We start from the raw sequence: 15,768 nt of genomic DNA, 5'->3' as shown, positions 1-15,768 counted from the left end.
ATGCCTGCCCAGGAACCGATCACCGCAGCGGCCGCGCTGCGTGCCCACCTTGCGGACTGTCTGCGGGCGCGTGGATGGTGGCATGGCCTCAGCGGCGCACTGCAGTCCTGGCATGCCTGGCTGAGGCCGCGTCTCGTCTCCACGCTGCTGGTGCTGCTGGCCCTCCTGGCGGGCGCACTGTGCTGGGCCTGAGCGCGGGCTGGCGCAGCTGCACCGGGCGGGGTCAGGAGAGCTTGCTGTCGGTGGCGCGAGGCGCGCTGCAGCCGCCCATCCGCGCGCCGCTGCTGGGTGCCGAGGGCTTTGCCTTGCTGGGTGCGGCCCTGGCCCACGAGCACGGTGCACCGCAGCGGGTCGGCCCGCCCATCGCATTCTTTCCGCGGCTGCGTGACAACGTCGCGGTGCTGCGCTTGTCGGAGCAGGTCATCCTGCGCCAGCAACAGCGCAGGCGAACGCTGAGCCCGGCTGCAGAGTGGCTGCACGACAACATCCATGACGTCATCGCGCAGACCCGCGTCGTGCGCGACGCGCTACCCCACCACTACTACCGCCGTCTGCCCGTGTTGGCCGGGCCAGAGCTGGCCGGCCTGCCGCGCATCTACGCGATTGCTTGGCACTACCTGGCGCACACCGACAGCGCCTTTGATCCCGAACTGCTGGTGTCCTTGCTCCAGGCCTACCAGCGCGTGCACGGCCTGACGCAGGCGGAGCTGTGGGCACTGCCGACCACCTTGCGCGTGGTGCTGGTGGAGAACCTGCGCCGCCTCGCCGAGCGGGTGGCCAGCGAAGAGGCCGCGCGCGAGGCCGCGCACGCGCTGTGCGACGCGCTGGCGACTGAGGACGCACCACCACCGGCGCCGGGCCCCTGGTTCGATCGGCTGGGCCGGCGTGGCGTGGCAGACGCCTTTGCGCTGCAGGTCATGCAGCGGCTGCACGCCGACTCCGAGACCGGCACCGCCCGGGGCGCCGCGGGCCGCGAGGCCATCCGTGTGGCGCTGGCCGAGGCCCTGCCGGACCCGGCCGCCGCGCTGGAAGCACAGCAGGCCGAGGCGGCGGCCGATACCCTCAGTGTCGGCCGCGCCATCGTGGCGTTGAGCCGCATGGAACGGGCCGATTGGCGCGGGCTGGTCGCCCGCTGCAGCGAGCTGATGCAGCGCCTGCTGGCATGGCCCGCCTTTGCAGCTGAACACCCCGACACGCAGGACGCCAGCCTGCACGAGATCGAGCGCCTGGCACGGCGGCGCCGCTGCAGCGAGCGCGCCGTCGCTGACCGGCTGCTGGCGCTGGCTGCGCGGGAATCCAAGCCCGACGGGCACCTGCCCACGCTGTCGCTGGGTCATTGGCTGCTCGGCGGTGGTGTGACGGCGCTGCATGCCGAGCTCGGGCTGCCACGGGCGCGTGGCCACAGGCGGCCCGGCGCGCTGCTGTTGCTGCTGGTGGTGCTGGCCGTGCTCAGCGTGGGCCTCACGGCGCTTTTCATGCAGGTCGCGGCAGCACCTGGCTTGGCCGGTTGGGCCTGGTGGGGGCTGGGCCTGCTGGCCTTGCTGCCGGCCAGCGAGGTGGCCATGGCGCTGCTGAATCGCCTCGTCAGCGAGGCGCTGCCGCCGCGCCAGTTGCCGCGCCTGGCGCTGGCGCTGGGCATCCCGCCCGCCCACCGGGTGCTGGTGGTCATGCCCGTGCTGCTGGACAGCGTGGAGACGATGCGCGACCTGGTCGCGCGGCTGGAACGCCATCACCTGGCCAACCGCGAAGCCCACGCGCAGTTCGCGCTGCTGGCCGACTTCGCTGACGCGTCGCAGCCCGAGGTGGACGGGGATGTGGCGCTGCTGCAGCAGACGCTCGTTCAGATCGATGCGCTGAATGGCCGCCATCCTGCCGCGCCTGGGCAGGAACTGCGCTTCCTGCTGCTGCATCGCCCCCGGCGCTGGAGCGCCAGCGAGGCGTGCTGGATGGGGTGGGAGCGCAAGCGCGGCAAGCTGGAGGCCTTGATCGTGCTGCTGAGCGGCGGCGCCAGTGCCTTCCTCGACTTCGGTCCACGCTCACGGCCGGCACCGGCCACGCCCTACGTCGTCACGCTGGACAGCGACACCCTGCTACCGCCGGGCGCCCTGCGCGACCTGGTGGCTGTGGCCGCGCATCCGCTGAACCGGCCGCAGCTGGGCGGCCCGCCGGGCGCCGCGCCGCGTGTCGTCAGCGGGCATGGCATCCTGCAGCCACGCCTGCAGCCCATGGCGCCGCCAGTCGGTGCCGGCAGCCTGTTCCATCGCCTGTTCACCGGGCCCACGGCTGGCCACGACGCCTATCACTCGGTGGCCTCCGAGGTCTACCAGGATCTGCTGGACGAGGGCAGCTTCAGCGGCAAGGGACTGCTGGATGTGGCGGCTGTGCACGCGGTGCTGGTCGGCCGCCTGCCCGAGGGCCAGGTCTTGAGCCATGACTTGCTGGAGGGCTGCATCGCGCGTTGCGGCAGCGTGGGCGACGTGAGCCTGTTGGAGCCTGCGCCTCAGCATGCCGACGTTGCCAGCGCCAGGCTGCACCGCTGGACGCGCGGCGACTGGCAGTTGCTGCCGCTGCTGCTGCAGGCCCGCCGTTACGGCCTCAGCGCGCTGCACCGCTGGAAGCTGCTGGACAACCTGCGCCGCAGCCTGGTGTCGCCCGCCGCATTGGCGCTGTTGCTGCTGGCACTGGCCGGCGCACCCTGGTCAGCCTGGGCGGCGCTGGCGCTGGGTGTCGCGGCCTTCGGCGCCGCGCCGCTGCTGGGCGCTGTGGCCGGCCTGGCCCCCAGCCGTGACGACATCGCGCTGGGTCATTTCGTACGCGACGCGCTGGCCGAGCTGGGCCGCGCGCTGGCCGGCTTGGCCTGGCACCTGGCGCTGTGGCTGCGCCAGGCGATGCTCACGCTGGACGCAATCGGGCGCGCACTGTGGCGCAGCGGGTTGAGCCATCGCGGCCTGCTGGCCTGGACCACCGCCGCCGCTGCCGAAGGGCGAGCGGTGCAAGGGCTGGGCCAGCAGCTGGTGCAGAAGGCGCCGCTGGTCGGGTTGGCCGTGAGCCTGGGCGCCGGACTGCTGGCGCTGGGCACGCCGGCCCCCGCGCTCGCCGTCGCGCTGTGCCTGCTGTGGGCAGCCACGCCTTGCTGGGTGGCGTGGGCCAGCCGGCCCGCAGTGGATGGTGGGCCGACGTTGGGCAGGGATGAGCGCGACTACCTGCGCAGCGTGGCGCGCGAGACCTGGGACTGGTTCGCGGTCCATGTCGGCCCGGATACCCACCATCTGCCGCCCGACAACGTGCAGACGCTGCCACGGCTGCTGATTGCCCAGCGCACGTCGCCCACCAACATCGGCCTGTACCTGCTGGCCGTGGCCAGTGCACGCGCCTTCGGCTGGGTCACGCCGATGGAGATGCTCGAACGCCTGCATGCCACTCTGCATACGCTGGAGCACCTGCCGCACGAGCATGGCCACCTGCTCAATTGGATTGCGACCGACACCTTGCAGCCACTGCTGCCGGCCTATGTATCGACAGTGGACAGCGGCAACCTCTGCGGCCACCTGCTGGCGGTGGCGAGCGCCTGCGAGGCCGTGGGCGCCGCCCCGGCGCTGCAGCAACAGCTGGACCGCATCGCAGCTCGCTGCCGCAAGCTGGCGGAAGCCGCTGACTTCGCCTTCCTCTACGACGCGCAGCGCCGCCTGCTGCACATCGGCTGGCAAGTGGCCGACCAGAAGCTGGACCCGGGGTTCTACGACCTGCTGGCCAGCGAGTCGCGCCTGGCCAGCCTCTGGGCCATTGCCAAGGGCGATGTCCCGGTGGCGCACTGGGCCGCGCTGGGGCGCCCTTTCCTGGCGCAAGGCGCCGAGGTCGGGTTGAAGTCGTGGTCGGGCTCGATGTTCGAGTACCTGATGCCCCAGCTGGTGCTGGACGAGCCGGACGGCACTGCACTCGGGCGCGCGGCGCGCATGGCCGTGCGCGAGCAGCGCCGCCACGCCCGTGCCCTGCGCCTGCCCTGGGGGGTCAGCGAGTCAGCCTACGCGGCCACCGACCGACTGCTGGCCTACCAGTACGCGCCCCAAGGGGTGCCGGCGCTCGCGCAGCGCCGCACCGCGGCCGACGAACATGTCGTGGCGCCATACGCCACGGTGCTGGCGGCGATGTGTGAGCCGCAGGCCGCGGTGCGCAACCTGCGACGGCTGCAGATGCTGCAGATGCGCACGCCCTGGGGCTTCTTCGAGGCGCTGGACTTCACCGCCACACGACAGCACGACGACCTGCTGTGCACCCGCGTGCAGACCTACATGGCCCATCATCAGGGCATGAGCCTGGTGGCCTTGGCCAACGTGTTGCTCGACGGTCTGCCGCGCCGTTGGGGCATGGCCGACGCGCGGCTGGCAGCGGTGGCCACCCTGCTGCAGGAGCGTGTGCCGCGAGAGGTGGGCCGCCAGAGCGACACGGCGCCCACACTGGAGCGCGAGGAGCGCGTGTGCGCCGAGACGCCGCTGCGCGACATGGTGCCGGGTGAGGAGGCCTTGTCCCGCACCCAGCTGCTGGGCAACGCCGGCTACCGCGAGGCAGCAGACCCGGCCGGCAGCGCGGCACGCCCGGCGTACAGCGTCTCGCTGCGCGCCAATGGCGCCGGCTGGAGCCGCCTGGGTGAGGTGGACATCGGCCGCTGGCGCGACGACGCGCTGCGCGACGCCCACGGGCACTTCCTGTACCTGCGTCGCACGAGCAACGCCACGCCGGTGTCGCTGACCCAGCACCCCGCGCCCGATGCCCAGGCGCAGTACAGCACCCGGTTTCTGCCGGACCGCGTGTGCTTCGACGCGAACTGGCCCGAGTTGCACACGCGCTGCACGGTCTGGGTCAGCCCCGAGGACGATGTGGAGCTGCGCCGGGTGGAGTTGTGGAACACCTCCAGCCAGGCGCTCACGCTGGAGCTGATGTCGGCCTTCGAGGTCAGCCTGTCGCCGGCCCGCGCTGACGAGATGCATCCGGCCTTCGCCAACCTCTTCATCAGTGCCGAGTGGGACGCCGACGCCCAGGCGCTGTTCCTGGCGCGGCAGCCACGCCGTGATGGCGAAGCCGGCCAGCGCGCCGTGCACTTCATCGCCCAGTCTGACACCGGTGCGCCGCTGGCAGCGCGTGCACTGGCCGACCGGGCCCGCTGGCTCGGCCGCCTGCGTGAGCCTTGGCAGCCGCTGGCGGATTTCGACGCCAGCCCCACGGCCAGCGGGCCGCTGGACACCGGGCTGGACCCGGTGGCCGCCCTGTGCGTGACGCTGACGCTGGCGCCACATGGCACCGCCCAGCTGACCTGGGCCACAGCCGCGGCGCCCAATGCCGCGACGCTCGCCGCGCTGGTGGACAGTTACTGCCGCCCAGGGGCGGTCGAGCGGGCCTCGCAACTCAGTGCCACGCTGCACGCCTTGCGCCAGCGCGAGCGGCGCCTGAGCGGGGAGGACCTGGGCGCCATCCAGGCGCTGACCAGCCTGCTGGTTCTGCTGCATGCGCGTCCCGACCCGGCGCCTGCCGGCCCGCTCTGCGATCGTCGCCTGCTGTGGCGCTTCGGTCTGTCCGGGGAGCGGCCGCTGGTGGTGGTGACGGTGTCGTCGATGTCCGGGCTGGCGCTGGTGCAGACGCTGATCCAGGGCCTGCTGTACTGGGCCCAGGGCGGTGTGGGCGTGGATCTGGTGCTGCTCAATGCCGAGCCGCGCTCTTACCTGATGCCGCTCGCCCACGGCTTGCAAAGCCTGCGCGAGCGCTACCTGCCCGAGCTACAGCATGGCCATCCAGCAGCACGTGGCGCGCTCGTGCTGCTGCAGTCGGCCGACGTCGGGCCGGTGGAGCGCACGACACTGAGCCGGCTCGCACGCGTGCGGCTCAACGCCGACGGCAGGCCGCTGGCCCGCCACGTGGCTGACCTCCAGGCCTGGCACGAAGGCGCGCGCGCGCTGCGCGAGACCTGCGAGCGCTTCACGCCCATGGTCGCGGCGCCAGGACAGCCGGTGTCTGCGCCGCCGGGCCACTTCGATGCAGCGGATGGCCGCTACGCCTTCCCGGTCTCGCTGGCGCGCCCGGTCGCGCGGCCCTGGGTCAATGTGCTGGCCAACCCGGGCTTCGGCACGCTGGTGTCGGAGAGTGGCGCAGGCTGGAGCTGGGCGGGCAACAGCCGGCTGCACCAGCTCTGCGCCTGGAGCAACGACCCGCTCGCGGACACGGCGCGCGAGCACTTTGCGTTGCAGGACCTGCGCACCGGGGAGGTCTGGAACCTGGCACCCGGGCCGGGTGCGGCGCCGGTGGACTACCGAGTGGAGCACAGCCCGGCAGGCAGCCGCATCAGTCATCAGCGTGGCGAACTGCGCGTGACGCTGAGCTGGCAGGTGGACGCCGAGCTCGCGGTGCGCCGGGTGCAGCTCACGCTGACCAATGGCGCTGAGCACAGCCGGCGGTTGCGCGTACTCGGCGCCATCGAGTGGTTGCTGGGTGCGGTGCTGGTGGACCGGCAGTCGGTGCGCACCAGCCACGCGGGGCTGATGGGCGCGGGCGGCTTGCCCGTAGACGCCTTGCTGGCAACCCAGCTTGATCAGCATGACGGCGCCGCCGGCCAGACGGCGTTCTGGCTGCTGCAGGCCGACGGCGCCGACGGCCATGATGCGGTGACGCCCGACTGGACCTGTGACCGCCGCGAGCTGTTCGATGCACGCGGCCGTCGCGTCTGGCCGCACAGCTTCGCGCGGCAGGCCGGCCACGGCGGCGACCCTTGCGCAGCAATGGGGCGGGTGCTGCGGCTGGGCGCGGGTGCCACGCGGCAACTGACGTTCCTGCTCGGCCACGCAGACACGCTGCCTACGGCGCTTGCGCTGGCGCAACGGGCGCTGGACGGCCCACCCGGTCAGACACCCACGCGGCTGGACGCGCTGCAGGTGTGCACGCCCGACCCGCTGTTCGATGTGCTGGTCAACCACTGGCTGCTGCACCAGACCACCGCATGCCGGCTCTGGGCGCGCGCCGGCTTCTACCAGGCAGGCGGCGCCTACGGCTTCCGGGACCAGCTGCAGGACGCGATGGCGCTCACGCTCACCGCGCCCGAGCTCTTGCGCGAGCACCTGCTGCGCGCCGCCGCGCGCCAGTTCGTCGAGGGGGATGTCCAGCATTGGTGGCACCCGCACAGCGGTGCTGGCGTGCGCACCCGCTGCAGCGACGACCTGCTGTGGCTGCCTCATGCCACCCATCACTATGTCAGCGGCACCGGTGACCTGGCCGTGCTGGACGAGGTGCTGCCCTTCATCGAGGGCGACGCGCTGGCCGACGGGGCCGAGGATGCCTACACCGTGCCGCGCGTGAGCACCGAGGCGGCGACGCTGTTCGAACATTGCGCCCGTGCGATCGATGTGCGCCTGCAAGTGGGCCCCCATGGGCTGCCGTTGATCGGTGCCGGCGACTGGAACGACGGCATGAACCGCGTCGGCCCTGGCGGGCAGGGAGAGTCGGTGTGGCTGGCTTGGCTGCTGTGCCGTGTCGTGGCGGATTTCGCCCCCCTGGCGGAGGAACGCGGCGAGCGACTGCGGGTGGCACGCTGGCAGGCAGCGGCCCGGGGATGGCGGCAGGCACTGGCGGGCCCGGCCTGGGATGGCGCCTGGTATGTGCGCGCCTTCTTCGACGACGGCACGCTGCTGGGAAGCAAAGCGGGCGGTGAATGCCGCATCGACTTGATCGCGCAGGCTTGGAGCGTGTTGTCAGGCGTGGCATCGCCCGAGCGCAGTCAGCTGGCCATGGCCTCGGCCGGGCTGCGGCTGGGCGAGGCCGAGTGGGGGTTGCTGTGCCTGCTGGAGCCGCCGCTGGCCCGGCACAGCCCCTCGGCCGGCTACATCCAGGCCTACCCGCCCGGCGTGCGCGAGAACGGCGGCCAGTACACCCACGCCGCGGTCTGGGCCGTGATGGCCTGGGCGCAGCTCGGCCAGGGTGACGCCGCATGGCAGGCGTGGGTCGCCTGCAGCCCGGCGCATCGCAGCGCCGACCCGGTGCTGGGGCCGCGCTTCGGTCTGGAGCCTTATGCGGTGGCGGCTGACATCGCCAGCCGGCCGCCCTGGGCGGGGCGCGGCGGCTGGAACTGGTACAGCGGTTCAGCCGCCGGCCTGTATCGCGCGGCCACGGGCTCGATCTGCGGCCTGCAGGTGCAGGGGGCGCGGCTGCGCTTTGTGCCGGCGCTGCCCAGCCACTGGCCCGCCGTGCAGTTGACGCTGCGCCTCGGTGGCCGCGTGCTGTGTATCAGTCTGTGCCGCGCCAGTGCTCACCGGGACATCGAGGCCGCGCGGGCAAGCGGCGCGAAGCCACTGAAGGTCGGCGAGTGGCTGGGCGCCGATGCGGCCGGTGCCTATCTGGTGGAACTTGAGCAGGATCAACACGCGGGCCACGCGATGGGTGCCTGATGAACGCTTTTACAAGGAGAGAGCCATGCTTCAAGACAAGGTCGCCCTGATCACGGGTGCAGCATCCGGCATTGGACGCGCAGTGGCCCTGACGCTGGCGCGCGAAGGGGCCCGAGTGGTGGTGTCGGACGTCGACGCCGAGGGCGGCCGCGAAACGGTCGCCTTGATCGCGCGTCAGGCAGGCGTGGCCAGCTTCTGCGCGGCAGACGTCAGCCGCGCGGAGGACTGCCGGACACTGGTGGCCCATGCGGTGCAGACCTTCGGCCGGCTGGACATCGCCTGCAACAACGCTGGCATTGGGGGTGAACTCGCGCCGACAGCTGACTACCCGGACGAGGCCTGGGAGCGCGTGGTGGCCGTGAATCTGTCGGGGGTCTTCTACGGCATGAAGCACCAGATCGGCCAGATGCGAAGGCAAGACGGTGGGGGCGCCATCGTCAACATCACGTCCATCCTCGGCCAGGTCGGGTTTGCCAATGCGCCTGCGTACACCGCGGCCAAGCACGGCGTGGTGGGACTGACCCGCACCGCCGCGCTGGAGTACGGCGCCAGCGGCATACGCATCAACGCGGTGGGGCCGGGCTTCATCCACACGCCCATGATCGAGCGGCTGGAACAGGATCCAGCGACCCAGTCCGAGCTGGTGGCCCTGCACCCGCTCGGGCGGCTGGGTCAACCGCAGGAGGTGGCGGAGCTGGTGCTGTGGCTGGCGTCCCCGCGGGCGTCCTTCGTCACCGGCAGCTATCACGCCGTGGACGGTGGCTACCTTGCCCGCTGAGCCACTGTCGGCCGCACAAGCGTCAACATCGCTGACGCAGGGGCTCAGCGACGCGGAGGCCGCCAGACGCCTGCACGTGCATGGCCCCAACGAGGTGCTGGACCACGAGCAGCGCAGCCTGCTGCGCACGCTGCGCGGCGTGCTGGCCGAGCCGATGTTCCTGATGCTGCTGGTGGCCGCCGGGATCTATCTGGTACTCGGGGACCTGGGCGAGGGCTTGTTGCTCGCCTTCTTCGCCGTGGTCAGCGTGGCGCTGGTCGTCTTCCAGGAGCGCCGCAGCGAGCATGCGCTGGACGCGTTGCGCGTGCTGTCATCCCCCAAGGCACGCGTTGTGCGCAGCGGCCGCGTCGTTCGCATTCCGTCCCGCGAACTGGTGCCTGGCGACATCTTCTGGGTGGCGGAAGGTGAGCGTGTCGCCGCCGACGGCGTGGTGCGCGACACGGTGGCACTGCGGGTGGATGAATCGCTGCTCACCGGCGAATCGGTCCCCGTGGGCAAGCGAGTGTTGACGCCGTCCGGGTCGCCGGGCGACCGCGACGATGACAGCGAGTGCGTGTACGCCAGCACCCTGGTGGTGGCTGGCCGCGCGCTGGTGGAAGCGGTTGCCACTGGCAGTGACACCCGGGTGGGTGGCATCGGTCGTTCGCTGGCCACCATCGAGACGGCGCCGACGCCGCTGGAGCGCCATCTGCGCCGCCTCGTGCGGGTCTTTGGCGTATTGGCGGCGATGGTCTGCACGGTCATCGTGGTCACGTATGGATGGCTGCGCGGTGACTGGATGCAGGGGCTGCTGTCGGCACTTGCCATTGGCATGGCCATGCTGCCTGAAGAGTTCCCAATGGCCTTGGCCGTGTTTCTGTCGCTGGGCGCGTGGCGCTTGGCAAAGATCCAGGTGTTGGCGCGGCGCCCGGCGGTCATCGAGGCACTGGGTTCGGCCACCGTGTTGTGCGTGGACAAGACAGGCACGCTCACCGAGAACCGCATGCGGCTGTCCTGGCTGGTGACGGACGACGCCGAGGTCCAGATGGCCCCCGGCATCAACCCGCCACCGTCGGTACTGCTGCTGCTGGAGTTCGCAGTCTTGGCCTCCCGTCCGGAGAGTGCCGACCCGATGGACCGGGCTGTGCTGTCCCTTGGCAGCACGATGCTGACTGGTAGCGACGCACTGCATCCGGACTGGACCCTGACCCGCGAGTTCCCGCTCAGCGCGGAACTGCTGGCGATGTCGCTGGCATGGACGGATGGCGCCGGGCAGCTGCACATCGCAGCCAAAGGTGCGCCCGAGGCCATCGCCGAGTTGTGCCACCTCGACCCCATCCGCAAGCAGACCCTGCTCGGCCGCGTCAAGGCGTTGGCAGACCGCGGGCTGCGCGTGCTGGCTGTGGCGCGAGGGGCGGCACCGAACGGCGTAGAGGTGGGGAGCCCGCGCGACTTCGCCTTTGAGTTGCTGGGCCTGGCAGCCTTCCATGACCCCTTGCGCGCCAGTGTGCCGGCGGCAGTGGCGCAGGCGCGCGAGGCCGGCATCGCCGTCGCAATGATCACGGGAGACCATTCAGCGACCGCCGTCGCGATCGGGCGCGAGGCCGGCATCGACACCGAGGCCGGCGTCCTGACCGGAGCCGACATCGAGGCCATGGGCGAGGTCGCGCTCGCCGAGGCGGTGCGTCGCGTTCGCGTATTTGCGCGGGTGATGCCCGCCCAGAAGCTCAAGCTGGTGCTGGCGCTGCGCCGCAACGGCGAGACCGTCGCCATGACGGGCGATGGCGTCAACGACGCGCCAGCGCTGAAAGCAGCCCACGTCGGCATCGCGATGGGCGTTCGCGGTACGGATGTGGCGCGTGAGGCCGCGGGACTGGTCTTGCTTGACGAGGACTTCGGACGCATCGTCGGCGGCATCCGCATGGGACGGCGCATCTTCGACAACCTGCGCAAGGTCATGACCTACATCACTGCGATACACGTCCCCCTCGCGGGCCTCGCGCTGCTGCCTCTGCTGATCGGCCTGCCACCGCTGATGCTGCCGGTGCACGTCGTGCTCACCGAGATGGTGATTGATCCCGTGTGCTCGCTTGCGTTTGAGGGTGCCGCCGAGGCACCCGGGTTGATGCAGCGACCACCGCGTCGCACCGATGACGGCCTTGTCGGCTGGTCCATGCTCTGGCAGGGCCTGACACAAGGAGGTTGGCTGCTGGCAGCCACGCTGGCCATCTACTTCGTCGCGCTTGATCTCGGGCGTGCCGTCGATGTGGCGCGAACGCTGGCCGTCGTGGGCTTGACGCTCGGCAACCTGATGCTGGTGGGTGGCAACGTCTGCTTGGGCATCGGCCTGAAGGCGCTGGTGGGAGCGCATGCACGCGCCTACTGGACGGTCGCGGGAATCGCTGGCGCCACGCTGGCAACAGCGATGTGGGAACCAGGCATGCGGCAACTCCTGCATTTCGCATTGCCAACAGCGACCGACCTGGCCCTATCACTGGCGACTGTCGCACTGGCGGTGGGCGCTGGCATCACCTGGAGCGCTTGGCTGAACAATCGCACCACAGGCTTGCCGAGCACGTTGCAAGGACGTTGAATTGCCCGCCGGAGCATCTCAGTAGCCTTCCGCCAATCGACCTAAAGACGAGCACCAGCGGACAGTCACACCGGACTACAGGCTGCGTAGCAACTGCGAACTGGCGCCGCAGAGGATCGAACTCCGGGGAATTCTCCGCCACGTTTTTTGCAGTAACTGGTGCAGTAACTGCACACCAAGGACGGATGCATTCTCAGCAACCATGCGGCCTGGAGGGGCGTTGTCGACGCTTCCTCCTCCTCTCCACCACCTGATCATTCGAACGGCGCCACGCCGTTTCAAGAACAGCAAAAAGCCCAAGCGCGTGAGCGTTCTTGGGCTTTTGCGTTTCGTTGTCGCCGCAATTCATTCAGCGCGGTTAGCGACTACATCCGAGCAAGCCGGGCTTCGCATCAACCGACCCCAAGTGCAGATGCCTACGACCAGGGCCTCGCGCCAGCAAGAGGCACCATTGCAGGCTCTGCGGCAAGTCATGGTGTCAGACTGAACCTGCTGCAGACGATCTTCGGCTGGGCATCTGGCAGAGATGCGCGCGTGCTGATGCGACCGCCAAGCCCGCCGCAGGGACACACCAAGTCGACGCGATCGCAACTCACTCACCGGTGACGACGCTAGCAACGCCGGTTGCAACGAGCGCTCGGGCTGTGCCGCCGAGCGACACCAACGCTGGAAAAGAAAAAGCACCTAGCGTTTCCGCCAAGTGCTTTTTCAACCTACCAAATTTGGTAGGCGCGATTGGATTCGAACCAACGACCCCCACCATGTCAAGGTGGTGCTCTAACCAACTGAGCTACGCGCCTGAAGAGCTTCGCACTATAGCATGGATTTTTCGGTGTCGTCAAAAATTCATTTCCGACGTGCTGAACGGACGCCGCTGATAGCGCACAGATCCCGCAGCACCTTGGCCAGGCGCGTCGCATCGGACAGCTCCAGCGTGAAGCTCATCCACGCCGTGTCGCCACCGCCCGTGCGGGGTTTGGCGGCCGCACTACCCTGCAGCGACTGGGTGTTGACGGCCACCACGTTCATCTTCTCTTTGGCGAACACCTCCAGCACATCGCGAAGCAGGCCTTGCCGGTCACCTGCCTCGACGAGCACATCGACCGGATAGACCGGCGCTGACTTGCCCGCCGCATCGCCCCCGGCCCAGGCCACGGCGATGACGCGCTCCGGCGACCGGCGCCGCATCTCCGCAAGGTTGCTGCAATCGCTGCGATGGATGGCCACGCCCTTGCCGCGCGTGACGAAACCCGAGATCGCGTCCGGCGGCGCGGGCCGGCAGCAACGCGACAAGGTCGTCAACAGCGAGTCGATGCCCACCACCAGCACGCCACCACGCCCGCCGCCCGGGCTGCTGGCGCTGCGCGTGTGCCGCTGGGCCAGCAGTTCGTCCTCATCGGCCACCGGCTCGGGCGGGCGCAGCAGCAGCTCGATATTGCGCAGCGAGTACTCGTCCTTGCCGACCACCTCGAACAGCGCGTCCGCCCCCTTGAAGCCCAGCCGCGCGGCAAGCTCATCGAGCTTCAGCGCTGTCTTGCCCTCGCGCTGCAGCAGCTTCTCGACGAGCTCGCGGCCCTTGGCGATGGTCTGCGCCTGTTGCAGCGCGTTGAACCACGCCCGCACCTTGGCGCGCGAGCGCTGGCTCTGCAGGTAGCCCAGCTCGGGGTTGAGCCAGTCCAGCGACGGGCCGCCCTCCTTGATGGCGATGATTTCCACTGTCTGGCCGCTGTGCAGCGCCGTGTTCAGCGGCAGCATCTGGCCGTCGATGCGGGCGCCGCGGCAGCGGTGGCCCAGGTCGGTGTGCACCGCATAGGCGAAGTCCACCGGCGTCGCGCCAGCCGTCAGCTCGACGATGGTGGCCTGCGGCGTGAAGACGTAGATGCGGTCATCGAACACCGCCCCGCCCTCGCCCTGCACGGCGTCGCGCTCCCAGGCCAGCAGCTGATTCAGCACGGCCTTGCGCGCGCGCGCCACCTGCTCCTCGAACTCCCCGGCCGCACTGACCCCGGCGTAGCCCCGCGCGCCGGCTTCCTTGTAAGCCCAATGTGCCGCTACGCCATGCTCGGCATGGTCATGCATCTCGCGCGTGCGGATCTGCACCTCCATCGCGCGGCCGTCGGCACCCAGCACCACGGTATGCAGCGACTGGTAGCCATTGGGCTTGGGCTTGGCGATGTAGTCGTCGAACTCACCCGGCACCGGCGTGTAGACCTCGTGCAGCCGCGCAAGCACCGCATAGCAGTCAGCCACGCTGGCGACGATGACGCGCAGCGCCCGCAGGTCGAACACACGGTCCAGCGACAGGTGCTTGCCCTGCATCTTCTTGTGGATGCTGTAGAGATGCTTGGGCCGGCCCTGCACCTCGGCCACGATGCCCTGCGCCAGCAGATCGCTCTGTAGCGCGGCGCGCGCGGCCTCGATGCGCTGCTCGCGTTCGACGCGCTTTTCCTGGAGCCCCTTGGCCAGTGCCTTGTAAGCCTCGGGCTCACGGAAGCGGAAGGCCAGGTCTTCCAGCTCCCACTTGATCTGCCAGATGCCCAGCCGGTTGGCCAGCGGCGCGAACACCGCCTGCGACTCCGCCGCCAGTTCCGCCGGGCACGGCTGCTTGCTGGCCGCATGCCAGCGCAGCGTCTGAAGCCGGGAGGCCAGCCGCAACAGCACGACGCGCAGATCACGCGAGAACGCGAGCAGCATCTTGCGCACGCGCTCGGTCTGCTCGGCGCGCTGGTCGGTGCTGACCTGAGCGCGGCGCGCCGCTCGCTGCATCTGCACCAGCTTGCGCGTGTGCGTGACGAGGCTGGCATGACTGTCGCCGAAGGCTTTGGCAACGATCTCCTCGGGCTTGGCGAGGAAGTCCGCCGCGTAGACCAGGTAGGCCGCCGCCTGCAACTCCTGCGCGGCGCCGATGCCTTGCAGGATGGCGACCACGCCGTCCGCATGGGTCAGTGCGTTCTCGCCGGTGTCCAGCGTCTCCGCTGCCAACAAGGGCTCGGCAAACGCGCGGGCGCGGGCCACCTCGGCCTGGGAATGTCCGGTGCTGGCATCCAGCAGCGCGACGATGGGGGCCGCATGTGCGCCCTCCGGCATCAAGCCTGTCTTCATGAACTCAGGAAATCGGTGACGAGAGCGATCTGGTCGTCGTGGATCAGCGTGGGCGCATGCCCGACGCCGGGCAGTTCCACCAGTCTTGCGCGCGGCCCGCGCTGCGTCATTGCGTGCGCCGTGTCAGCGCCCAGCAGATCGCTGTCGGCGCCGCGGATCAGCAGCGTGGGGCAGCGCAGTTGGTCGTACACGGCCCACAGCGCCGCCTCGCCGGCCGCCGCGACTTCGGGCGTGACGGCCGCGAACGGCACGGCGATGGCCGGGTCGTAGCGCAGGACCCAGGCCTCGCCCTCTTGGCGGAACAGCGGCTCGGACAGCGCCAGCCACTCGGCATCCGTGTGCGGGCCGAAGCCTTCGGAGATGCTGCGCAGATAGCCCGCACCTTCCGTCAGCGATGTGAAGCGCAGCACCTTGCCCAGGTAAGTGCCGATGCGCGCCAGCGCTTCGAAGCGGATGGCCGGGCCCACGTCGTTGAGCACCAGCCGGCGGATGAAGCCATCCGGGTGGGCGCCGCCGCGCAGGGACGCCACGCCCAACCCGATGAGCCCGCCCATGGACGTACCGACCCAGTCCACCTGGGCCACATCCAGGCGCGCCAGCAGCGTGACCATGTCGGACACATAGGTCGGGATCTGGTACGCGCCCGGCTGGCGCAGCCAGTCGGATCGGCCACGGCCGGCCACATCCGGGCAGATGACGCGCCAGCGCTTGCTGAGCGTTCGGGCCAGCGTGTCGAAGTCCCGGCCCTGACGCGACAGTCCGTGCACACAGACCAGCACCGGCGCGTCTGCGCTGGGGCCGGCCCATTCCCAATAGGCCATGCGGTGCAGGCCAGTGGCATCCAGGCAATCGACAAAGCGCAACGCGGGCTGGGTCATGATGCAATCCTTTCA

General features: G+C 70.2%; 6 protein-coding genes and 1 tRNA gene. 4 read left to right on the top strand and 3 right to left on the bottom strand.

Going from position 1 to position 15,768, the window contains the following annotated elements; all coding sequences use genetic code 11:
• Genes NYO99_RS03385 through NYO99_RS03370 form a run of 4 tightly spaced genes read left to right on the top strand, consistent with a single transcriptional unit; the run spans position 1 to position 11,773 of the window.
• Positions 1–192 (top strand): hypothetical protein, encoded by a 192-nt coding sequence (locus NYO99_RS03385; RefSeq protein ID WP_268165688.1) that lies wholly within the window; start codon positions 1–3, stop codon positions 190–192.
• Positions 180–8,423 carry a GH36-type glycosyl hydrolase domain-containing protein gene (locus NYO99_RS03380; protein ID WP_268165687.1) on the top strand — a complete coding sequence of 2,748 codons (8,244 nt, stop codon included), beginning with the start codon at positions 180–182 and terminating at the stop codon, positions 8,421–8,423. The genes NYO99_RS03385 and NYO99_RS03380 overlap by 13 nt, the downstream gene beginning before the upstream one ends.
• A 25-nt stretch (positions 8,424–8,448) precedes the next feature.
• Entirely contained in the window at positions 8,449–9,201 is a 753-nt protein-coding gene (locus tag NYO99_RS03375; RefSeq protein ID WP_268165686.1) for an SDR family NAD(P)-dependent oxidoreductase, read from the top strand.
• Positions 9,182–11,773 (top strand): cation-translocating P-type ATPase, encoded by a 2,592-nt coding sequence (locus tag NYO99_RS03370; RefSeq protein WP_268165685.1) that lies wholly within the window; start codon positions 9,182–9,184, stop codon positions 11,771–11,773. Before NYO99_RS03375 ends, NYO99_RS03370 begins: the two co-directional genes overlap by 20 nt.
• 723 nt (positions 11,774–12,496) lie before the next feature.
• Here NYO99_RS03370 and NYO99_RS03365 read toward each other — a convergent pair.
• From NYO99_RS03365 to NYO99_RS03355, 3 genes are all read right to left on the bottom strand, one after another.
• Positions 12,497–12,573: transfer RNA gene (locus tag NYO99_RS03365), tRNA-Val, on the bottom strand.
• Positions 12,574–12,619: 46 nt separating this feature from the next.
• On the bottom strand, positions 12,620–14,875 hold the full coding sequence (locus NYO99_RS03360) for a RelA/SpoT family protein (RefSeq protein ID WP_268165684.1): 2,256 nt from the start codon (positions 14,873–14,875) through the stop codon (positions 12,620–12,622).
• On the bottom strand, positions 14,872–15,753 hold the full coding sequence (locus NYO99_RS03355; protein WP_268165683.1) for an alpha/beta fold hydrolase: 882 nt from the start codon (positions 15,751–15,753) through the stop codon (positions 14,872–14,874). The genes NYO99_RS03360 and NYO99_RS03355 overlap by 4 nt, the downstream gene beginning before the upstream one ends.
• Positions 15,754–15,768: the final 15 nt, after the last annotated feature.

It is taken from the genome of Roseateles hydrophilus (assembly GCF_026712245.1).
Taxonomy (GTDB): Bacteria; Pseudomonadota; Gammaproteobacteria; order Burkholderiales; family Burkholderiaceae_C; genus Pelomonas; species Pelomonas hydrophilus.
The sequence above is the reverse complement of the archived record's forward strand: the minus strand, read 5'-3'. Positions and strand labels throughout refer to the sequence as shown.

Coding starts and splice junctions, on each gene's coding strand:
- NYO99_RS03385 (WP_268165688.1), top strand. CDS start 1: ATGCCTGCCCAGGAACCGATCACCGCAGCGGCCGCGCTGCGTGCCCAC.
- NYO99_RS03360 (WP_268165684.1), bottom strand. CDS start 14,875: ATGAAGACAGGCTTGATGCCGGAGGGCGCACATGCGGCCCCCATCGTC.
- NYO99_RS03355 (WP_268165683.1), bottom strand. CDS start 15,753: ATGACCCAGCCCGCGTTGCGCTTTGTCGATTGCCTGGATGCCACTGGC.
- NYO99_RS03375 (WP_268165686.1), top strand. CDS start 8,449: ATGCTTCAAGACAAGGTCGCCCTGATCACGGGTGCAGCATCCGGCATT.